The organism is Streptomyces sp. NPDC005648, from assembly GCF_040605395.1.
Classification (GTDB): Bacteria; Actinomycetota; Actinomycetes; order Streptomycetales; family Streptomycetaceae; genus Streptomyces.
Genome location: NZ_JBEXCS010000059.1, coordinates 36,993 through 58,013, shown reverse-complemented (window position 1 = coordinate 58,013; position 21,021 = coordinate 36,993). Strand labels below are relative to the sequence as shown.

Here is a 21,021-nt window from a genome sequence, read left to right as displayed (position 1 = left end):
TCCCAGACCGGCTCGGCGCGACGGACGAGCGCGGTGAAGGGGTCGGGGCCGAGGGCCATCACCTCGACGCACCAGTTGCGGGCCTCGATACGGACCAATCAGGTACCGGCCGATCCCCTCAAGTGACCCCCACACGGAGGTGGAGCGTGCGCCACAAGCTCCCTCGCCGGCTGACGGCCCCCACTGCCGCGGCCGCACTGATCGCGGCGGTGATCGCGATCCAGGCACCCTCGCCCGCCGGAGCGGCGGTGCCCGACACGATTCCGCTGAAGGTGACCAACAACTCGGGCCGCGGTGACGCGGTCTACGTGTACACGATCGGCACACTGCTCTCGACGGGACAGCAGGGCTGGGCGGACGCCGGCGGCGCCTTCCACGCCTGGCCGGCCGGCGGCAACCCGCCGACGCCCGCGCCGGACGCGTCCATCGCCGGGCCCGCGGCCGGACAGTCCACCACGATCCGGATCCCCAGGTTCTCCGGACGCGTCTACTTCTCGTACGGCCAGAAGCTCGTCTTCAAGCTCACCACCGGCGGACTCGTCCAGCCCGCCGTGCAGAACCCGAGCGACCCGAACCACGACATCCTCTTCAACTGGTCGGAGTACACGCTCAACGACTCCGGTCTGTGGCTCAACAGCACCCAGGTCGACATGTTCTCGGCCCCCTACGCGGTGGGCGTGCGACGGGCCGACGGGAGCACCGTCAGCACCGGGCACCTCAAGTCGGGCGGCTACAACGGGGTGTTGAACGATCTGCGCGGCCGGTCCGGCGGCTGGGCAGGGCTGATCCAGACCCGGTCCGACGGTACGGTGCTGCGGGCGCTGGCGCCGGGGCACGCTCTGGAGTCGGGTGCGCTGCCGGCGTCCGTGATGGACGACTACATCAACCGGGTCTGGCAGAAGTACGCGTCGGCGACCCTGACCGTGACGCCGTTCACCGACCGGCCCGACACCAGATACTTCGGCAAGGTCTCGGGCAACGTCATGAACTTCACGGACAGTTCGGGCGCTGTCGTCACCAGCTTCCAGAAGCCGGACGCGGACAGCGTCTTCGGCTGCCACAAGCTGCTGGACGCCCCCAACGACCAGGTGCGCGGCCCGATCTCCCGCACACTGTGCGCGGGCTTCAACCGCACCACGCTGCTGGTGAACCCGAATCAGCCGGACACCTCCGCGGTGAACTTCTACCAGGACGCGGTGACCAACCAGTACGCCCGCGCGATCCATGCGCGGACGGCCGACGGGAAGGCGTACGCGTTCGCCTTCGACGACGTCGGCAACCAGGAGTCGCTCGTCCAGGACGGCTCTCCGCAGCAGGCGTATCTGACGCTCGACCCCTTCGACTGACACCGAAGGGCCTCACCCACGGGGGGTGAGGCCCTTCTCGTGCGGGGGGGTCAGCCGGTCGTCAGGGCGGTGTCGTCCACGACGAAGCTGGTCTGGAGCGAGGAGTCCTCGACACCCGAGAACTTCAGGGTGACGGTCGAGCCCGCCAGGGACGACAGATCGAAGGACTTCTGGCTGTAGCCGGACGCCTTGTTGAGGTTCGAGTACGTCGCCAGGGTCGTCGATCCGGCGGTGACCGTCAGCTTGTCGTACGCGGTGCTGGTGGTGGTCTCCGCCGTGTCGATGTGCAGATAGAAGGTGAGCGTCGCCTTGCAGCCGCTCGGGATGGTCACCGACTGGGAGAGCGTGTCGGTGTGCGTGGAGCCGTAGCCGTCCAACCAGGCGTAGTACGAGCCGCCGTGGGCGCTCTCGCTGGTGGAGTTGGTGATGACTCCGCTGGTCGCGGTCCAGGTGGTGTTGCCCGACTCGAAGCCCTGGTTGCCGAGGAGTTGGGCCGAGGTGCAGGTGCCGCCGCCTCCGCTGGAGCTGACCGTCCAGGTGAAGGAGGCGGTGCCGGTGGCGCCGGTGGAGTCGGTGACCGTGACGGTGCTGCTGTAGGTGCCGGCCGTCGTCGGGGTGCCGGAGACGACTCCGGTGGAGCTGTTGATCGACAGGCCGGTGGGCAGTCCGGTCGCCCCGTAGCTCAGGGAGCCGCTGTTGGTGCTGCTCGCGGAGATCTGCAGGCTCACCGCGGTACCGACGGTGGAGGACTGGCTGCCCGGGTTGGTGACCGTGACACCGCTGGTCGGCACGGTGATGTGGCTGCCGACGTTGATACCGGCGAAGGCGTTGCCGACCCCGGCGTACTGGGTGGAGCTGGTGCCGTACAGGGCGGCGGCGGCGTTGAGGGCCGCGGTGCGGGCTCCGGCGTAGTTGGTGCTGGACGTCATGTACGTCGTCAGCGCCTTGTACCAGATCTGCAGGGCCGCGGCGCGGCCGATGCCGGCGACGGCGACACCGTCGGAGGTGGTGCTGTTGTAGGTGACGCCGTTGATGGTCTTGCTGCCGCTGCCCTCGGAGAGCAGATAGAACATGTGGTTCGCGGGGCCCGAGGAGTAGTGCACGTCGAGGTTGCCGACGCCCGAGTACCAACTGTCGGCCGACGAGCCGTCCTTGCTGGGCTTGTCCATGTAACGCAGCGGTGTGCCGTCGCCGTTGATGTCGATCTTCTCGCCGATGAGGTAGTCGCCGACGTCGCTGCTGTTGTTGGCGTAGAACTCCACGCCGGTGCCGAAGATGTCGGAGGTGGCCTCGTTCAGACCGCCGGACTCACCGGAGTAGTCCAGGCCCGCGGTGTTCGACGTGACGCCGTGGCTCATCTCGTGGCCCGCCACGTCCAGCGAGGTCAGGGCGTGGGTGCCGCCGGAGCCGTCGCCGTAGGTCATGCAGAAGCAGGAGTCGTCCCAGAAGGCGTTGACGTACGCCGAGCTGTAGTGGACGCGCGAGTAGGCCGCGACACCGTCGTTCTTGATGCCGCTGCGGCCGAAGGTGTTCTTGTAGAAGTCCCAGGTCTCCTGGGCTCCGTAGGCGGCGTCGGCGCCCGCCGTCTGGGTGTTGGAACCGGAACCGGTGCCCCACACGTCGTCGGAGTCCGTCATCAGGGTGCCGGTGCCCGAGGTGCCGTTGTTGAGGCTGTACGTCTTGTGGCCGCCGCGGGTGGTGTCGTACAGCTGGTACGTCGACCCCGACAGCGTGGTGCTGAGGCTGACCGAGCCGCTGTACTGGGTGTTGCCCGTGCCCGTCTCGACCGCCTGGTAGCGGTGGAGTTCCTTGCCGGTGGTGGCGTCGGTGATGACGTGCAGCTTGCTGGGCGTGCCGTCGTCCTGGAAGCCGCCTATGACGGTCTCCCAGGCGAGCTTCGGGGTGCCGGTGCCGGCCCAGATGACCTTGCGGACGCTGTCCGCCTTGGACTGCTTGGCGTCGAGGGCCTTCGCGGCCTTCAACGCCTTCGTCTCCGCGGCCGACTTGGTGAAGGCCGCGGTGGTGGAGGCGACCTCGACGGTGTGCTTGTTGTTGAAGGTCGTGCTCACCGTGCCGGCCGCGAGCGAGGCGGGCGGGGTGTGCACGACCAGGTCGCCGCCGAGGACGGGGAGGCCGGCGTAGGTGCGCTCGTAACGCGTGTGCACGGTGCCGTCGTTGTCCTTGACGACGTCCTTGACGACCAGCTTCTCCTTGGCACCGAGGCCGATCGCGCGGGCTGTCGCGGCGGTCTTCTGCCGCGCGCTCCTGAGGAGCGCGGAGTGCTGCGCCGGGCTCAGCTTCGCCTCGAGTCCCCCAGTGCGCAGGGGGCTCGGATGGGGAGCGGCGGATTGGGCGCTCGCCGGAACCGACTGGATGCCGACGGCGAGGAAGGCCGCGGTGGAGATCAGGGCTCCTACCGCGGTCCGCTTGCGGGGGATGCGTCTCACTCGTTCTCCTACTGCGTTGGCCGCGTGGGGCGGCCGGTGACAGCCGGACAGCCGGGTCTGCTGTCCGGGACGAGCCGAGCTGTGCGGGACCGACTGTGCTTGAGAACGTGGGGGGTGTGTGCGGCGGTTGGGGGGAGGATGGCAGGGTTGACCGGGCCATGTCAGCCATACGCGAGTCAATCGAGGGTTATCCCTCTGTACGACAGCCGACCGGTGTCACCGGCCGAACCCCCCCTCCCTCCAGCAGCCGCAGCACGTGAGTCCCGCGCGGGGATGACACGCAAGTGCTCGGCCCACGGAAGGGCACGCGCATGCTCGGGGTGAGCGGGAGGCATGACCGGGCCGGGGTCAGCGGGCGGGCACACGCGGGATCGGGGCAGGGGGGACATGCGCGGGATCGGGGCAGGGCGGGCAGGTCCGGGATCGGGGCAGCATGCGCGGGATCGGGCCAGCAGGCGGGCATGCGCGGCATCGGGCCAGCGAGAAGGCGCGGGCGAGCGGGGGCGACCGGGAGGGCACGAGCGGGCAGGGGCAACCGGGAGGGCACGAAGGGGCTCGATTCGGCGTGAGGGCATGAGCGAGCCCGCATCAGCGGGAGGACATGACCACGCTCGGGTCAGCAGGCAGGCGTGCACGGTCTCGCCTCGCGAAAGGGCGCGCGGCCTCAGCCCGCAGGAGGGTGTGCGCGGCGCCTCGGCGCGCAGGAGGGCGCACGCATCACCGGCTCACGCAACAGCGCGCGCAGCCCGCGCCCCCCGGAAAGGCGTGCGCGGCTCGGCCCAGCAGGACAGCGCACGCCGCCCCCGCTGACGCAACCCCGCGCGCATCCCCGGCTCACGCACGGCGCGCCGCAGGCCCCGGCCCCCGGGAGGGCGTCCGCCTCCCCGGCTCACGCAAGGGCGCACGCCGCCCCGGCCCGCGCCGTGGGCGTGTCCCTTCTCAGTTCGGCGGCGTGGGTCCGGCCGTGCGGGTCCTGCGGCCGGTTGCCGCCAGGAGGGCGATCAGGGCCAGCGCGGCCAGGAGGATCAGCACGAGCAGCAGCACCGTCAGGACCGTGGGGTGGTTCCACAGGGCGAACCACAGGGCCAGGAGCAGCAGCACGCCGATGGTGAGCAGGCGCCGGTGATCCGCCGTCCACGTCCCCGCGCGGCCCGTGTGGATCTCATGGGTGTCCGCCCAGCGCGCCACGCTGTCCGCGGCGCGTTCGGAGGTGGCCCGGGTGGCGCGGGCCAACCGGCCGGGACCGATGAGATAGGCACCGAGGGCGATGACCACCCCGAGCACGATCACGGTGCGCAGGGTGATGCGCAGGAAGTGCAGGAGCTGGTCGAAGATCGCCGCGGCGGCCGCCTCGGACTGGACCTGCGGGGGCAGGTGGTCCAGGTAGTAGTGGCGGGCGACGACGAGGGCGATGACGACGATCAGGGCCGCGAACGCGGCACCCAGCGCGGTCTTCACCAGGGCACGTCTGCGCCGGTGGGCGAGGAGCACGCCCGCCGCGCCGATGAGCACCGTCAGCACCGGCATCCAGGTGCCGACCACATCGAGGGCGTGCGCCGCTCCCTGCGCCCGCTTGAGCTGGTCGGACTTGAAGAGGACCATCTGCTTGTCGACGTCCGGGATGTGCGACGCCGGGCTCACGCCGGCGTCGACGAGCTCCTGTTTGACCCGTTCGACCGCGGTGCCGACATCCAGGGTCACGGTGCCTTCCTCGACCCCGATCGCCCCGCGCCCCTTGCCGGTCAGGGCGTGCACGACGGCCGCGTGGGCGGCCCGGTTGGCATTGATCCACACCTTCTCGAACCGGTCGCTCTGCACGAACCGCGTGGCCACCTTGTCCGCGGCGCCGGTCACCGCCGCGTTCAGCTGCGGGGCCAGCCCCTTCACCGCCTGGGCCGCCGTGGGAGGCAGCCCCTGCGACTGCAGCCAGTCCGCGAGCTCGGCGGTGACCCGCTTGCCGTCGACCCGTACGTCGACGGCCTCGACGATGCGATTGCGCGCGGCGTCCTCGATCGCGGGGTTGGAGGCGAGCGGCCCGACTGTGTCGACGTAACGGTCCGTGTCCAGGGCGATGTCGTGCACCCACACGGTCAGTACCGACACCGGGACCAGGATGCAGGCGAGGACGATCAGAACCGCCGAGGCCACCTTCCGCACGATCCGCCCGGCCAGGTGCGAGGCACCCCCGGACGGTGACCCCTGCCGGGCGGCATCCGGCGCCGGTTCCCTCGGGCTGGTCATCCGTCCTCCAGGATTCAGGCGCGGCCCGTCGTGGCTGCGGCTGCTTCCATTTCCCCCGACCGCACCGGATGCGGCATCCCGGGCTGCGCCATCCGGAGTGCGCCCCGGATGCCGTTCGGTGCCCGGTCCGTAAGTCGTGTCGATGCCGGACACGGACGGGACGGGGTCCGATCATGTCCGGGTCGACACATTCCACCCAGATTGGCCATGGATGCCGGATCTATGCTCCGCGTCGCACGCTCGGCGCCACCGCGTCATCGCCGGCTGCCCCGACACGCCCGTCAGCGGCACCGCCCGCCTGGGCGTCCCCCGCGCACGCTGCGGCACATCGGCGGGGTCGCGGTGAGTGGCGGCAACGCGTGGGCCGGGGCCGCCGTGGCCGCCGTCACGGCGGGATACGCGCTCTTCTCCCGACGCCTGGCCACGACCGCCGTGTCGGGGCCGATGGTGTTCGCCGCCTCCGGGGTGGCCATCGGCCCGGTCGGGCTCGGCCTCATCGACCTGGAGCACGACGCGGGAGGGGTGCTCACCCTGGTCGAGGCGGCCCTGACGCTCGTGCTGCTGACGGACGCGATGACCGTACGCCGCCGGGATCTGCGCGTCGGAGGCTTCCTTCCCGGCCGGCTCCTGGGAATCGGACTGCCCCTGACCATCGGGGCCGGCTGGCTGCTCGCGTGGCCCCTGCTGCCGGGGCTGACCGCGTGGGAGCTCGCGCTGCTCGGGACGATCCTGGCCCCGACCGACGCGGCCCTGGGCAAGACCGCCGTCTCCGACCCGCGTGTCCCCCCGCTCGTCCGCAGCGGTCTGAATGTCGAGAGCGGCCTCAACGACGGTATGGCCCTGCCCTTCTTCGTGGTGTTCCTCGCGGCCGTGCCGGGCACCCACGCCTCCCAGGAGGGGGTGGCCGGGGTCTTCTGGCGCTCCCTGGTGGTCAGCACCGCGCTGGGGCTGCTCGTCGGGGGACTCGGCGGGTGGCTGCTGTCCTGGGCGGGCGCGAGGGGCTGGGTCGGTGGCGTCTGGCGGCAGGTGTTCGTCCTGGCGGTGGCCGCGGGGTCGTACACCCTGGCCGTCGTCGTCGACGGCAGCGGGTTCATCGCGGCCTGGGTGGCGGGGTTCGCCCTCGGTGTCTCCCTGCGGCGGGGCGGGACGGAGGGGGCTGCGGGCGACGGCCGGCACGCCGCCGTCCTCGCCGAGCAGCTCGCGGAACTGCTGGCGTCCCTGAGCTTCCTGCTGTTCGGCGCCGTCCTGTTGGGTCCCGCCCTGGAGCACCTCGACTGGCGGATCGTCCTGTACGCGGTGCTCAGCCTGACCGTGGTCCGGATGGTGCCCGTCGTGCTCTCCCTGGCCGGCAGCGGGCTGGCGCTTCCCACGGTCGCCTACATCGGGTGGTTCGGGCCGCGCGGACTGGCCTCCGTCGTCTTCGGGCTGCTCGTGGTGGAGGACCAGGTGCCGGGCGTCCGGCTCCTGGGCCGGGTGGTCGCGATCACGGTCGCCCTGAGCATCGTGCTGCACGGCGCCTCGGCCGTCGTTCTCGCGCAGCGGTACGGCGCCTGGCACAGGAAGGCCGCCGCCGCGCGGCCGGGGCTGCGGGAAGGGGCACCCGGAGCACAGGGTGCCGGGCCCGCGGCGACGGAGCGGTAGTACCGGCGAGAGCTACGGAGGAACCATGGCCGACAACGACGTCACCGGACGACAGAGCGGGAGGACGCAGCGGTGGGCGGCCCGACTGGCGATCGTCGCGGCCGTGGCCGCGGTGGTCCTGCCGCTCGTGGTCGCCGGTCTGAAGAGCCTGCTGCTGGCCGCCCTCGCGCTGGCCGGGTTCGCCGTGAGCGCGGCCGGGCTGTGGTGGGCCCTCAGCCGCAGGGGCCCGGTCAGAGTGCTCGCGGTCGCGCTCGCGGTGGCGGCACAGGCGGCGGTGATCGGGCTCTTCGTCTCCGTCGGCCTGTTCTGGCTGGTGATCGTCGTTCTGCTGCTGTGGGCGGTGATGTGTTTCGAGGGCTGGGCGGCGCTCACCGAGGGCGGCGGCCGGACCGCTCCGGCGGAACACCGCAGCCCGCCGCCCGAACGTCCCTTCCTCATCATGAATCCACGCTCGGGTGGCGGGAAGGTCGGACGGTTCGCGCTGAAGGAGAAGGCCGAAGCCCTCGGCGCCCGGGTCGCGTTGCTCGACCCCGCGCACCCGCGGGATGTCGCCGCGCTGGCCCGCGACGCCCTGGCGGACGGCGCGGATCTGCTCGGAGTGGCCGGCGGTGACGGCACCCAGGCCCTCGTCGCCGCGGTGGCGGCGGACCACGGCGTCCCCTTCATGGTGATCTCGGCCGGGACACGCAACCACTTCGCCCTCGATCTCGGACTCGACCGCACCGATCCGGCCACCTGCCTCGACGCGCTCACCGACGGTGTGGAACTCCGCGTCGACCTCGGTCGCGTCGCGGGGCGGACCTTCGTCAACAACGTGTCGTTCGGCGCCTACGCGGAGGTGGTGCAGAGCCCCGCCTACCGTGACGACAAGCTGCACACCGTCCTGCGGATGCTCCCGGACGTCCTGACCCACCACCTCGGTTCCCGTCTGACGGTTCGGGGCGCGGGGGTCGGCATCGACGGACCGCAGGCCGTGCTCGTGAGCAACAACCCGTACAGCACGAACGACCCGGCGGGTCTCGGGCACCGGGAGCGGTTGGACACGGGACTGCTGGGAGTGCTGGGCATCAAGGTCGACAACGCGGTCCAGGCCGCCGAACTGCTGCGGGGCAGACGCTCCTCGGGACTCACCTTCGCGACCGCCCGCGAGATCGTCGTCGACGCCGACACGCCCGAGGTGGAGGTGGGCGTCGACGGCGAGGCGCTCCGCTTCCCGACACCCGTCCACTGCGTGATCCGCCCTCAGGCCCTGCGGGTGCGTGTCCCCCGGCACCGCCCCGGTGTACCGCGGGCCCACGCGCGGCTGGACTGGCGCCGACTGCGCGATCTGGCCCTGGGGCGCGGCTGAGTCAGGCCCGGCGCAGGTACCACACCAGCGCGGTGATCCCGGCGACCGTGAAGATCCCGAGCAGCATCGTGCTCCAGTGCTGGTCGGCGACGCGGAGGTCGGCCAGCAGCACCACGACCACGATCACGGCGGGCACCAGGCAGGCCAGCAGGGCCCGCACCGCCACCAGGACAAGGCCCGGCCGCACGACGGGCTGCCCCGCCGGACCACCCGCGGGCAGTACGCCCGCCCCGCCGGGCGGCGCGAAGTGCCGCGCCGCGACCCCGGCGAGCCGGCCGGTGGCACGCCGGTACGACTCCGCGCACACCGGGATCCAGACGAACGGCACCACGAAGCCGACGAGGACCAGCGCGAGCGTCCCGACCCACACCGCGGCCGTCCGTGCCTTCCCGCGCGGGCGGTCCTCGGGCGTGACCAGACCGAGGAGGTACGCCTGTCTCCGGACGGTGCTCCACCAGCCTGCCCTCCTTCCGCCGCCCTCGGCGGCGGTGCCCGCCTCCCGCAGCGCCGCCTGCGCCCGGGCGACGGTGGGGTGCACCCCCTGGATCACCAGCAGGTCGGCCGCGGCCCTCTCGTCCCGCGGGTCGCGGCCGGACAGGGCCGCGAGTTCCAGCACCATCCGGAACTGGGCGAGCAGTGCGGCGCAGAACGCGATCGGCAGCAGCGCCATGAACGGGCCGCCGAGGAAGGAGCCCTCCACGACGGACGAGCGGACTCCCCGGCGGACCGCCTGATGGGCCGCTTCATCCGTGTCCGGGGCGGTGTCCGGGGCGCGCTCCGGCTGCGCCGACCGCTGCCCGGCGGCCCACCGCTCGGCCGACGGGCCGAGGAACTCCACGGCGAACACGGCCATGCGCTCCGGCATGTGCCGGGGATCCGCGCGGACCGTACGCAGCAACCGTCTGACCGCGCCCGGAGTGCGACGCCCCGCTGACTCGCCGTGCTTCACCCGCCGCACGCTAGCCAACCGGCCCGCGCTTTCCGCCTCTTCGATCCGGTTCGGCCGCCGATTCACCCGGATGAGGCGCGCCGGACGCGAGCCACCGAAGGCGGTGACGGCTTCTGTGTGCGAGGAATGGACTGTGGATCGCAAGCAGCTCGGGAACTGGGCCAGATCGGCTCGTGACATGCCCCGGCGGACCCCGGTGATCGGGCGGATGCTCGGCAGGCTGATCAGTGTGAACTGGATGGACGCCAGCGCACGGCTGGCGGCCCAGACATTCCTGGCCGCGCTGCCCCTGCTGATCGTGCTGGCCGCGTTCGCGCCGAAGGCCATCAAGGACGCGCTGACCGAGTCCTTCCAGGCCATGGTCGGCAAGGACGCACCCGTCAACGACATCCAGGACACACTCGGCGCCCAAGGCGCGACCAAGGAGGCGTACGGCGGGGTCGGCATCCTCGTCACACTCGTCTCGGCGACCGCGCTGAGCCGGGCCCTGCAGAGTGTCTGTGAACGCTGCTGGGAGCTGCCGAAGTCCGGGGCGCGCGTGGCGGCCTGGCGGTGGCTCGCGTGGCTGCTGGGCTGGGTGGCCGCGCTGCTGCTCCAGGGGACCCTGCGTCACGGCTTCGGCGGTGGCCCGCTGCTGGGCGCTCTTCTCTCGCTGGTGACCGCGGTACTGCTGTGGTGGTGGACGCAGCACCTGCTGCTCGGAGGGCGCGTCGGCTGGCTTCCGCTGCTGCCCGGAGCGGTGCTCGCCGGCGTCGGCATGATGTCGTTCGCCTATCTGTCGGGCCTGTTCATGCCCGCGACCCTGAAGCGGAGCATCGCCCAGTTCGGGTCCCTCGGCTATGTCTTCACCATGCTGTCCTGGCTGCTCACGGGCTGCTGCGTGATCGTCGCCTCGGTCGCCCTCGGGCAGGTCGTCGCGGTCTCGGGACCCTTCCCACGGTTGCTGGGCATCCCGGGTACCGACGACGAGAAGTAGCTCCTTCAGCCCCTCAGCACGCGGTCCTTCTGGACGGCGAACTCCTCGTCCGAGAGCACGCCCTGCTCGTGGAGTTTCCCGAGCCGTTCCAGGTTGCTGATCTCCACGTCCGTCAGCCCCGACGAGGCCGACGCCTGGGAGGGCTCCTCCTGTGCGGCGGCCCGCTCGGCCCGGTGCCGGGCGACACGGCCGGAGACCGCGCTCGCGGTGCCGGCGGCGACCGCCGTGCGAGCGGCCACCCCGACGAGACCGGGGCGTTCGCGACGCGCCAGACGGCGACCCAACATGACCTCACCCGTTCCTTCCTACGGCATGACCGGCGCTGTGTCCGGTGGCATGCGCTGTCTCAGGCGTTCTCGTACGCGCGCTCCACCACATCCGCGGGGATGCGCTCATGGGCGACCAGCCGTCCACCGGCACGGCGGACGGCGCCCGAGATACCCGCCGCCCAGGTGTCCTCCCACAGCAGGACGGCCGCCGACGAGTCCGGCACGAGTTCCTCGGCGATCAGTTCCAGGTCCTCCTGGCTGAACAGTCCACCGACCTCGCCCTCGATGTCGTCGAACACCGATGACTCCATGGGGTCGAGTGCATCGAGTTCGACGTAGGAGACCGCCCCGTCCGCGTCCTTCTTGACGAAGGTCAGATCGAGGATCCGTACGGTGCCGCTCGCCACCAGTGACTTCAGCTCCGGAGCGATCTCGCCCCGGAAACGGTTGCCGGGGAAGGCGAGGACGACGTACTCGACAGGTCCCAGGTCCATGACAGCTCCCCTCTCGCACACCGTCAGCCGGCGAGTACCTTCTCCTTGGCGCGCTCGTACTCGGCGTCGGTGATGTCTCCGTGGTCATGCAGACCGGCGAGCCTCGACAGCTCGTCGACGTGACCGGTCGCCGTGTCCTGGCCCGTAGCGGCGGCGTCCCGCACATAGGCGCGGAATTCCTGTTCGTTCTTGCGGGCCCTGCGGGCCTCGCGCTCGCCCATGCCCTTTCCGCGGGCGATGAGGTACACGAAGCAGCCGAGGAAGGGCAGGACGACACAGAAGACCGACCAGCCGGCCTTGCCCCAGCCGCTCATCGAGTCGTCCCGGAAGATGTCTCCGAAGATGCGGAAGAGCAGCATGAACCACATGACCCAGAGGGCGACCCACATGATGGTCAGGAACGCGTTGAGCAGTGGGTAGTTCATGATCCTTCTCCTTGGTCGACGCCACGGACCGGTGAACCTGGCGCCCCATGGCGGTACGGATCCGGTCCCCGGGCCGGATGAAAGCGGCTGCTCCCGGAGCACCGCGCTTTCCCTGCCCCCACAGTGCGGGGCCGGGGGCCCGCGCACCTCACCCTCCCCGGGTGAACGGACCCAGCCGTTGCGGGGCTCGGCGCACGGCGGGACGATCAAACGGAAGGTAGTCCTTCCGGACTGCGAGCTGCGGTGGTGACTTCCATGCTCCATCCGACCTCCGGCGGGCACCGGGACACCGCCGCGGAACGCCTCACACCGAGCGGTGACCCGCTTCTGGCGGCACGGTTCCAGGTGCCGGACCCGCCTGACACGTTCGTGCGCAGACCACGGCTCGTCGAGCGCCTCGCTCTCGGCGCTCAGACGCCGTTGACGCTTGTCAACGGGCCCGCGGGAGCCGGGAAGACCCTGCTGGTGGCCGACTGGATCGCCCAGGAGGGAGCCCCGGGCCGGACGGCCTGGCTGACCGTGGAGGCCGAGGACAACCGCCCCGGCGTCTTCTGGACCTATGTGCTGGAGGCCATGCGGCGCCAGGGTCTCGGCCCGCCCGACGCCGTGGGCACCCCGGCCCGCCCCGGCGAGGTGGACCACTCCCTGCTCGCCCGGCTCGCGGCGCACCTCGGTGAGCGGCCGGAGCCCGTCGTCCTGGTGCTCGACGAGTTCGACCGCGTGGTCGGCTCGACGGAGATCGCCGACGAACTCCAGTTCGTGCTGAGCCATGTCGGCGACGGACTGCGCCTGGTCGTCATCAGCCGTACGGAGCCGCAGCTGCCGTTGCACCGCTACCGCGCCGCCGGCCAGGTCACCGACATCCGCGGCGCCGATCTGGCGTTCCGGCCCGAGGAGGCGGCCGAGCTGCTGAGCAGGCACGGCATGCGGCTGTCGGAGCAGGGCGTCGAGGCGCTGACCGAGCGGACGGGGGGCTGGGCCGCCGGGCTGCGGCTGTGCATCCTGGCGGCGCAGCGGGCCGACGACCCGGACGTCTTCCTCAAGGACTTCGAGGCGGGCCGGAGCACCCTCGCCGACTTCCTGCTGGCCGAGGTGCTGGACACACAGTCCGAGGAGACCCAGGACCTGATGCTGCGGTGCAGCATCCTGGAACAGATCCACCCCGACCTGGCCAACGCGCTCACCGACCGCGACGACGCGGAGCCGATCCTGGCCGGGCTGCAGCGCGCCAACGCCTTCGTCGAGTCCATCGGTCACGCGTGGTACCGGCTCCATCCGCTGTTCGCCGAGATCCTCCGGGTCCATCTGCGGGTCCGCTGCCCGGGGCTCGAGCCCGAGCTGCACCGCAGGGCGGCCCGGTGGCTGATCGAGGCGGGCCGGTTCGCCGAGGCGCTGCCGCACGCGGCGGACGCCGGGGACTGGGAGCACACCGCGAACCGGTTCGTGGAGGAGCTGGCCATCGGCCGGCTGCTGACCGGTCTGGACGCCGAGCGGCTAGACCGGCTGTTCGCCCAGATGCCCCCGGACACGCCCGGTCCCGCGGCGGATCTCGTGCGCACCGCCCGTCATCTGACCCGCCACGACGTCGACCGCGGGCTCGACCACCTTCGCCGTGCCCAGGACAACCTCCACGAAGGCGGTTCCCCGTCCGCGGCCAGGCGGCTCAGCTGTGCCGTGCTGCGGGTGCTGGCCGCCCGTATGGTCGGCTCGGCCGACCTGGCCGAGGCCGCCGCGCTCGACGTGGAGGCGGCGGAGCGGGCCCTCCCGGTGGAGCGGCTGGAGCCGCATCCCGAGCTGCACGCGCTGATGCTCACCGACCTGGGCTCGGCGCAGCTCTGGGCCGGGCGCTTCGACGCCGCCCGGTCGACGCTGTCGGCCACCGTGCAGCTGAGCGACGGTCCGGGCGTCACCTTCCCGCGGCACGAGTCGCTCGGCCGGTTGGCCCTGATCGACTTCCTCTGCGGCTGGCCCGACCGCGCGGAACGGCACGCCAGGGAAGCGGTCGCCGAGGCGGAGCGCGGTGGCCTGCCCCCGGCGGCCCGCACCGGGGTGGGCGAACTCGTACTGGCCGCCGTCGCCCTCGACCGTGACGAACTCGACGCGGCACACGCCCATCTCACCCAGGTGTTCGCGTCGTCCACGGCCTCGCACGACCCGATCGTGCGCGCCGAACTGACCCTCCTGCGTTCGCGTCTGCTGCTCGCCAGGGGCCATCCGCGAGCGGCGCTGCGTCTTCTCGACGAACAGGAGCGGCCTCCGGCGGCCGTCGAGCCCTCGCCGTGGGTGCGGGACCGGACCGCCCTGGCGAAGGCCAACGCCCACCTCGCCGACGGCCGCCCCGAAGCCGCGGTGGACGTCCTGGAGGAGGGCGGGGCGGCCGGGCCGGAGAGCGTGGTCGCCGCTGCCCGCGCCCGGCTCGCCCTGGGCAGCGAGCGGGAGGCGCAGGGGCTGCTCGACGCCCTCCCGACCGACCGGGGTGAGGGTCCCGCCGTCATGGCGAGGATGCTGCTGACGCGGGCGCAGGCCGCCCACGCGCTGGGTGACGGCACAGCCGCCCAGCGGCTGACCGCACGGGCCCTGTCCACGGCCCGCCCCGAAGAACTGAGGCGTCCGTTCCTGGAGGCCGGTCCGTGGCTACGGCATCTCATGCGCCGCCGGCCCGCACTGGCCCTGGGCCACGACTGGCTGCCGCCCTCGCTGCTGGAGCACGCCGGGGAGCACCCCCCGCACGAGTCCGGGCCCGACCACCGCGACCTCGTGACCGAACCGCTCAGCGAGCGGGAGCACGAGGTGCTGGAACGGCTGGCCCAGACGATGTCGACGGAGGAGATAGCGGCCGACCTCCACCTGTCGGTCAACACCGTCAAGACCCACCTCAAGAGCGTCTACCGCAAACTCGCGGCGACTCGACGGGGCGAAGCGGTACGTCACGCCCGGGAACTGCACCTGCTGTGACGGACAGGGCCACCGGCCGTGGAGGCCCTGCCGCCCGCGCGTGTCGTCAGCCGGCGAGCACCTTGGCCTTGGCCTTCTCGTACTCGGCGTCGCTGATGTCGCCGTGGTCGTGCAGACCGGCCAGCTTGGCCAGTTCGTCCGCCTTGTTCCTCCCGGTCGTGGAGCCCGCCGGGGTCTCGGTGGCCGCGTCCCGGACATACGCGCGGAAGGCCTTGTCACGGGCCTGCGCCTGCCGCATGGCCCGCTCGCCCATGCTCCGGCCCCGGGCGATCAGGTAGACGATGACGCCCAGATAGGGAAGGACGCAGACGAAGACCGTCCAGCCCGCCTTGCCCCAGCCGCTGAGGCCGTCGTCGCTGAAGATGTCGGCCACGACCCTGAACAGGAGCATGAACCACATGATCCACAGGAAGAACCACATCATCGTGAGGAACGCGTTGAGCAGGGGGTAGTCGGACATGGTGCCCTCCGGTTTCGGTTCCGCCGTCCTGTGACCACAGCGGCGCGATGCTGACGCCCTCACGGTCCCCCGGCGCCCGGGGGAGGCGGATCACCCGCTGCGGGTGGCCGGGTGACACGGCGCGCGGGAACGCCGCGGGGCTTCTACGGTGATCGCGTGGAGGCAGAGCCGTGGCACACACGAGGTCCCGTCGCCACGGCCCGCCTCAGACGCCTGATGGTGTTCCTGAGCCCGGCCGTGGCGGGAGCGACCATGATGGCGGCGGTCGGTCTCGGCCTGGGGCTGCCGCACTGGGAGGACTCCCTGCCGAAGGTCGGGCTGACCTACGACCCGACGACGGCCGCGACGACCCTCGCGGCCATCGCGGGCGGGATGATCACCCTGTCCGGATTCGTGATCACCGCGGTCACCCTGGTCATCCAGACCGTGCAGAGCATGTCCCCTCGCCTGATCGGCGTCATCGGTCACTTCCGCCGGTCCCTGACGGTCGTGGGGCTCGTGACGGGGACCGCGGTCTACGCGCTGGTCGTGCTCGCCCAGATCCGCCCCGACGAGACCCCGCGGCTCTCGGTGACCCTGGCCGTCGCCCTCGTGGTGATCGACACGGCCGTGCTGCTGCGCAGTCTCACCGGGCTGCGCCAGTTCGTGACGGGCGGCGGGCTCGCCCGGGCTGTGGGCGAGCTCATGTCGGCGTCGATCGACGCCACTCTCCCCCTGGGCGGCACCGCGCCGGGGTCCGACGCGCCTGCCAACTGGCCCGACGGGGGTGTTCCCCTGGTACGCACCGGGCGCCCCGGCATCGTCCAGGGCGTCGACGAGCGGCGGCTGGTGCGGATCGCGGCCGCCGAGGAGGCGCGTGTCACCCTCGTCGTCGGCCCCGGGGACTACGCGGGCGCGGGCTCGGTCCTCGGGTACGTCCACGGCCCCGCCGGTGCTCCCGTCCCCGAGGGCCGCCGGCTGCGCCGCATGGCGTCCTGCGTACGCGTGGACCCGGTCCGCTCCCTCGACCAGGATCCGTCGTACGGCCTGCGGCTCCTGGTGGACATCGCGATCCGGGCGCTCTCCCCGGCCGTCAACGACCCCACGACCGCCGTCCAGGCACTGGACCAGATCGAAGAGGCCCTGGTGCGGCTGGCCGCCCGCCCGCTCGGGGTGTCCCTGGTGACGGACGACGGGGGAACACCCCGGCTGCGCCGCTCCGCGCCCGTCTGGCCGGGGCTGGTGAGCCTCGCGCTGGACGAGATCCTGCACTACGGAGCGAGCTCCTTGCAGGTCGTACGGCGTCTGCGGGTACTGCTCGACGTCGTGGCCGAGGCGGCCCCGCCGCACCGGCGCACCCCGCTGGTGGAGCGCGTCGCGCTGGTGGACCGGTGCGCCCGCGCCTTCCGGGATCCGCTGCTCATCGCCGTGGCGGAGGGAACGGACCGGCAGGGACTCGGCGGGGCGCCGGCCTCATGACCCGGAGTACGGGCCTCGTACGCTCCTTCAGTAGTCCCGGGCGTCTTCCTTCTTGACGGTGCACAGCGCCCAGATGACGAACCCGTACAGGGCGATCAGCGTCAGCGACCAGACCGGGTAGTACGGGATGGACAGGAAGTTGGCGATGATGAGCAGGCCGGCGATGCCCACCCCGACGATCCGCGCCCACGTGGCCGCGGTGAACAGGCCGAAGCTCACCACCATGGCGATCACCCCGAGCGTCAGCTGGATCCAGCCCCAGCTCGTCAGGTCGAACTTGAAGACGTAGTTGGGGGTGTTGACGAAGACCTCGTCGTCGGCGATCGCCATGATGCCGCGGAAGAGATCGAGCGTACCGGCGATGAACAGCATCACGGCGGCGAAGAGCGTCAGCCCTGTGGCGGCCGCCTGAACGCCCGGCGAGCGGTGGTGGGTGGTGGTGGCCATTGCAGGACCTCCATGGTTCGTGCGGCTGCGGCTCGCAGCCCCTTGTGATCAGGCTTCCCCCTGGTCGGCCGCCCCGTCCTCACCCCTGGGGGGTGAGGACCGGTGGTGGCCGCAGGCGTGCTCAGACGACGACGGTGGCGGTGATGCGGTCGGTCTTCACGGCCTCGGCGAAGTCCTCGTAGTCCCGCTCGTTCTGGTCGGCGTACGCCTCGGCGAACTCCACCAGGGCCCGGTCGAAGGAGCCGCCGGTGCCGAGGTAGGAGGCGAGGGCGACCGGGTCGCCCGAGCGGGCGTGGGCGCGGGCCAGCGAGCCCCCGCACAGGCCGGCGTAGAGGCGCAGCATGTCGGGCCCCATGATCTCGGGCTGGGGCGTGCCCTTCCAGTCGCGCAACTGCCTGACGTAGAAGTCGCGCAGTCGGCCGTCCATCCCGATGACACGCTCCCAGCCGAGGAAGATGTCGCTGTTCGCCTGCATCAGCCGCTGCCCCGCGACGACCCGCTTGCCCTGGTTGTCGTACCTGCCGGGCGCGCAGTACGGGGCGAGCACCGACTCCCCGGCCTCCTTGGCCTGGAGCAGCAGGGGATCGGCGTCGTCCCGGCCTTCCATGAGGACGATCCAGCAACGGGTGCCGACGCTCCCGACCCCGACCACCTTGCGCGCCACGTCGATGAGGCGGAAGCGTTCCAGCAGGGTCCTGCGTTCGGTGGAGAGGCTGCGCGCGTAACCCCCGATGAGCCTTCTCACGGAGTGTTCCAGGTCCTCCCGCTCGGTACCCGGATCCAGGTCGTCGAGGGGCGTGATCAGGGGCGGGTCGGAGGTGATCCGGCGTTCGCCGTCGACCACGTGGGTGAGCTTGTCGAAGGCCTGGAGACTGTCCCGGGTACGGGCCTTGGCCAGGGCACGGGACGTCCGCCGGCGCATCTTCTTGTCCGGCAGCAGCGCGTTGAGCTGGTCGGCGTCGTCCTGGGCGTACCAGATGTCCAGGGTGCGCATGTCGGCGAAGAGCAGCATCCGCTCCCGGTACTGCTTGACCGCCTCCTTGACGACGGTGGCCCGCTGCGCCCCGTCGAACCCGTTCGCCCGGCCCGCGACGGCGAGACTGGCGGCCAGCCGCTTGACGTCCCATTCGAAGGGGCCCGGCAGGGTCTCGTCGAAGTCGTTGATGTCGAAGACGAGGTGCCGTTCGGGAGAGGCGAACAGACCGAAGTTCAGGAGGTGGGCGTCGCCGCACAGCTGGACCGTGAGGCCCGTGTCCGGCATCCGGCCGAGGTCGGCGGCCATGATCGCGGCGGCACCCCGGTAGAACCGGAACGGGGACTCCACCATCCTGCCGTAGCGGATGGGCACCAGTTCCGGCACCCGGGTGACGGCTTGCCGTTCGAGGACGTCGACGGGGTGCGGACGGTGCTCGGCCCGGACGAACCGCGCCTGTCCCGACCGGGGCACGACGGAACGGACCGCTCGGCCCTGCGCGGCTCGCTCGGCCACGGTGAGGTGGCCACCGGCCTGGTTCGTCGTAGTCATCGCGGCCTCCTCGTCGCCGGTTTCTCCGTATCGGGCAGGCGACGCATCTCGTCGACGCGCAGCCCCAGGTTCTGGAACCGCAGGAGCAGTCCGTACAGATGCGCCTCGTCCGTCACAGAGCCGAAGAACAGCGTCTGCTCGGCACCGGCCTCCGTCGCCAGTTCCGGGAACGCCTCGGCCATGGCCAGGGAGACGCGACCGTCGACACGGAACTCGTAACGCATGCCGACACCGCCCTCTCTTGCGCGCTGGGCCCCTGTTCCTCGCATGCTGCCCGCCGGCCCGTTCCCGCGGATCACCCGTACCAGGTGACTGGGGGTCTCGCGGCGTGGCCGGCCTCGTGGTGCGGCCGGCCGTCCGCCAACCGGTCGACCCGCCTGGCGGGTCGGGGGCCGCGCGCGGTGGCCGCTGAGACGATGCGCGCATGGCATCACGGGAAGGCAGTCCTGAGAATGCGGCGGGCGCTCGGATCGTCCTGCTGACCCTCGCGTCCGGCCAGTTCCTGATGGCCCTCGACAGCTCCGTCATGAACGTCTCGATCGCGACGGTGGCCGACGACGTGGGCACGACGGTCACCGGGGTCCAGGGCGCGATCACCGCCTACACCCTCGTGATGGCGATGTTCATGATCCCCGGCGGCAAGGTCGGCGCGCTGATCGGCCGCAAGGCCGCGTTCCTGATCGGCTGCGTGATCTACGGCTGTGGATCCCTGACGACCGCTCTCGCCCCGAACCTGCCGGTGCTCCTGCTGGGCTGGTCGTTCCTGGAGGGCATCGGGGCGGCGCTCATCATGCCCGCGATCGTGGCACTGGTCGCCGGCAACTTCGGGGTCGAACGCCGCCCCGCCGCCTATGGACTCGTCGCCGCCGCGGGAGCCGTGGCGATCGCCGTCGGACCGCTCATCGGAGGCATCGCGACCACGTACTTCTCCTGGCGCTGGGTGTTCGCCGGGGAAGTCGTGATCGTGCTCGCCATCCTGGTTCTCGGCCGCCGTATCGCCGACGCGCCGACCGAGAGCCGCCCCCGCCTCGATGCCGTGGGCACGGTGCTCTCCGCCGCCGGCCTCGGAATCTTCGTCTACGGCGTTCTCCGCTCCGACGAATGGGGCTGGTTCCGCCCGAAGCCCGACGCCCCGTCCTGGCTCGGGGTCTCCCTGGTCGTGTGGCTGATGCTGGCGGGGCTGCTGCTGGTCTGGCTGTTCCTGCGCTGGGAGGCGCGTCTGGTGGAGCGGCGCGGGGAGCCGCTGGTGGACCCGGCGCTGCTGCGCAACCGGCAGCTCACCGGCGGGCTGACGATGTTCTTCTTCCAGTACCTCGTGCAGATGGGCGTGTTCTTCGTCGTACCGCTCTACCTCTCGGTGGCCCTCGGCCTGTCCGCGCTCAAGACCGGCGCGCGCATCCTGCCGCTCTCGCTGACCCTGCTGGCCGCCGCGATCCTCATCCCGCGTTTCCTCCCGGACGTCTCGCCGCGGCGGGTGGTCCGGCTCGGGATCCTCGCCCTGTTCGCCGGCGCGGTGGTCCTGATGGCCGCGCTGGACGCGGACGCGGGCGCGGAGATCGTGACCCTCCCCCTGCTGCTGATCGGGCTCGGCATGGGGGCGCTGGCCTCCCAGCTCGGTTCGGTCACCGTGTCCGCGGTGCCGGACGAGCAGAGCGCGGAGGTGGGCGGCATCCAGAACGCGGTCACCAACCTCGGCGCCTCGATCGGTACGGCGCTCGCCGGGTCGATCCTGATCGGGGTGCTGACGAGTTCGTTCCTGGCCGCCGTCGAGCAGAGCCCGGACATTCCGGACCGCGTCAAGAGCACGGCGAGCGTCGAGCTCCAGAGCGGGGTGCCCTTCCTGTCGGACGCCCAGCTCAAGGACGCCCTCGACGAGGCGGGCGCGAGCACGAAGACGGCACAGGCCGCACTCGACGCGAACTCCGCGGCCCGCCTCGACGGCCTGCGCGCCGCACTCGCGATCCTCGCCCTGGCCTCGCTCGTCGCCCTGTTCTTCACCCAGCGCATCCCGACGACGCAGCCCCGCTCCACGTAGGCGCG

The 21,021-nt window shown here is 71.7% G+C and carries 17 protein-coding genes; 7 read left to right on the top strand and 10 right to left on the bottom strand.

The features are described 5' to 3' along the window. Positions 1–146: 146 nt before the first annotated feature. Positions 147–1,346, top strand: a complete 1,200-nt coding sequence (locus ABZT17_RS29245) for a glycoside hydrolase family 64 protein (protein ID WP_356352987.1) — start codon at positions 147–149, stop codon at positions 1,344–1,346. 50 nt (positions 1,347–1,396) lie between these two features. On the opposite strand, the gene ABZT17_RS29240 is transcribed toward ABZT17_RS29245, so the two are convergent. Next, a complete protein-coding gene (locus ABZT17_RS29240) occupies positions 1,397–3,793 on the bottom strand; it encodes a M4 family metallopeptidase (protein WP_356352985.1) in 2,397 nt (798 codons plus the stop codon). 939 nt (positions 3,794–4,732) lie between these two features. Next, on the bottom strand, positions 4,733–6,034 hold the full coding sequence (locus ABZT17_RS29235) for a hypothetical protein (RefSeq protein ID WP_356352983.1): 1,302 nt from the start codon (positions 6,032–6,034) through the stop codon (positions 4,733–4,735). Between the two features lie 342 nt (positions 6,035–6,376). Between ABZT17_RS29235 and ABZT17_RS29230 the strand changes: the two genes are divergently transcribed. Together ABZT17_RS29230 and ABZT17_RS29225 are read left to right on the top strand one after the other, a co-directional pair. After that, positions 6,377–7,675 carry a cation:proton antiporter gene (locus tag ABZT17_RS29230; RefSeq protein ID WP_356352981.1) on the top strand — a complete coding sequence of 433 codons (1,299 nt, stop codon included), beginning with the start codon at positions 6,377–6,379 and terminating at the stop codon, positions 7,673–7,675. Positions 7,676–7,700: 25 nt separating this feature from the next. Next, complete coding sequence (locus tag ABZT17_RS29225) at positions 7,701–9,023, top strand: diacylglycerol kinase family protein (RefSeq protein ID WP_356352979.1); 1,323 nt, start codon at positions 7,701–7,703, stop codon at positions 9,021–9,023. A 1-nt stretch (position 9,024) separates the two neighbouring features. On the opposite strand, the gene ABZT17_RS29220 is transcribed toward ABZT17_RS29225, so the two are convergent. Further along, positions 9,025–9,888, bottom strand: coding sequence for a hypothetical protein (locus ABZT17_RS29220; RefSeq protein ID WP_356352977.1), 864 nt, complete (start codon positions 9,886–9,888; stop codon positions 9,025–9,027). Between the two features lie 262 nt (positions 9,889–10,150). Between ABZT17_RS29220 and ABZT17_RS29215 the strand changes: the two genes are divergently transcribed. Beyond that, positions 10,151–10,948 (top strand): YhjD/YihY/BrkB family envelope integrity protein, encoded by a 798-nt coding sequence (locus ABZT17_RS29215; RefSeq protein WP_356352975.1) that lies wholly within the window; start codon positions 10,151–10,153, stop codon positions 10,946–10,948. Positions 10,949–10,953: 5 nt separating this feature from the next. Here ABZT17_RS29215 and ABZT17_RS29210 read toward each other — a convergent pair whose 3' ends face one another. From ABZT17_RS29210 to ABZT17_RS29200, 3 genes are read right to left on the bottom strand one after another with little or no spacing between them, the layout of a single operon-like run. Continuing rightward, entirely contained in the window at positions 10,954–11,235 is a 282-nt protein-coding gene (locus tag ABZT17_RS29210; protein WP_356352973.1) for an SHOCT domain-containing protein, read from the bottom strand. A gap of 59 nt (positions 11,236–11,294) precedes the next feature. Next, the gene (locus ABZT17_RS29205) at positions 11,295–11,711 is read right to left on the bottom strand and encodes a DUF6325 family protein (protein ID WP_356352971.1); all 417 of its coding nucleotides are present in this window, start codon (positions 11,709–11,711) and stop codon (positions 11,295–11,297) included. A 23-nt stretch (positions 11,712–11,734) separates the two neighbouring features. Next, positions 11,735–12,136 (bottom strand): SHOCT domain-containing protein, encoded by a 402-nt coding sequence (locus ABZT17_RS29200; protein WP_356352969.1) that lies wholly within the window; start codon positions 12,134–12,136, stop codon positions 11,735–11,737. Between the two features lie 255 nt (positions 12,137–12,391). On the opposite strand from ABZT17_RS29200, the gene ABZT17_RS29195 reads away from it, so the two are divergent. Beyond that, positions 12,392–15,091: a LuxR C-terminal-related transcriptional regulator gene (locus tag ABZT17_RS29195; RefSeq protein ID WP_356352967.1), complete on the top strand. Its 2,700-nt coding sequence runs from the start codon at positions 12,392–12,394 to the stop codon at positions 15,089–15,091. A gap of 46 nt (positions 15,092–15,137) precedes the next feature. Here ABZT17_RS29195 and ABZT17_RS29190 read toward each other — a convergent pair whose 3' ends face one another. After that, complete coding sequence (locus ABZT17_RS29190) at positions 15,138–15,551, bottom strand: SHOCT domain-containing protein (protein WP_356352965.1); 414 nt, start codon at positions 15,549–15,551, stop codon at positions 15,138–15,140. Between the two features lie 156 nt (positions 15,552–15,707). Between ABZT17_RS29190 and ABZT17_RS29185 the strand changes: the two genes are divergently transcribed. Next, entirely contained in the window at positions 15,708–17,009 is a 1,302-nt protein-coding gene (locus tag ABZT17_RS29185) for a DUF2254 family protein (protein ID WP_356352963.1), read from the top strand. Between the two features lie 27 nt (positions 17,010–17,036). On the opposite strand, the gene ABZT17_RS29180 is transcribed toward ABZT17_RS29185, so the two are convergent. From ABZT17_RS29180 to ABZT17_RS29170, 3 genes are all read right to left on the bottom strand, one after another. Beyond that, complete coding sequence (locus tag ABZT17_RS29180) at positions 17,037–17,456, bottom strand: hypothetical protein (RefSeq protein WP_356352961.1); 420 nt, start codon at positions 17,454–17,456, stop codon at positions 17,037–17,039. Positions 17,457–17,577: 121 nt separating this feature from the next. Further along, a complete protein-coding gene (locus tag ABZT17_RS29175; protein ID WP_356352959.1) occupies positions 17,578–18,981 on the bottom strand; it encodes a DUF2252 domain-containing protein in 1,404 nt (467 codons plus the stop codon). Further along, complete coding sequence (locus tag ABZT17_RS29170) at positions 18,978–19,205, bottom strand: hypothetical protein (RefSeq protein ID WP_356352957.1); 228 nt, start codon at positions 19,203–19,205, stop codon at positions 18,978–18,980. Before ABZT17_RS29170 ends, ABZT17_RS29175 begins: the two co-directional genes overlap by 4 nt. A gap of 200 nt (positions 19,206–19,405) precedes the next feature. Here ABZT17_RS29170 and ABZT17_RS29165 point away from each other — a divergent pair, with 200 nt between their 5' ends. Next, positions 19,406–21,016 (top strand): MFS transporter, encoded by a 1,611-nt coding sequence (locus ABZT17_RS29165; RefSeq protein WP_356352956.1) that lies wholly within the window; start codon positions 19,406–19,408, stop codon positions 21,014–21,016. Positions 21,017–21,021 lie beyond the last annotated feature (5 nt).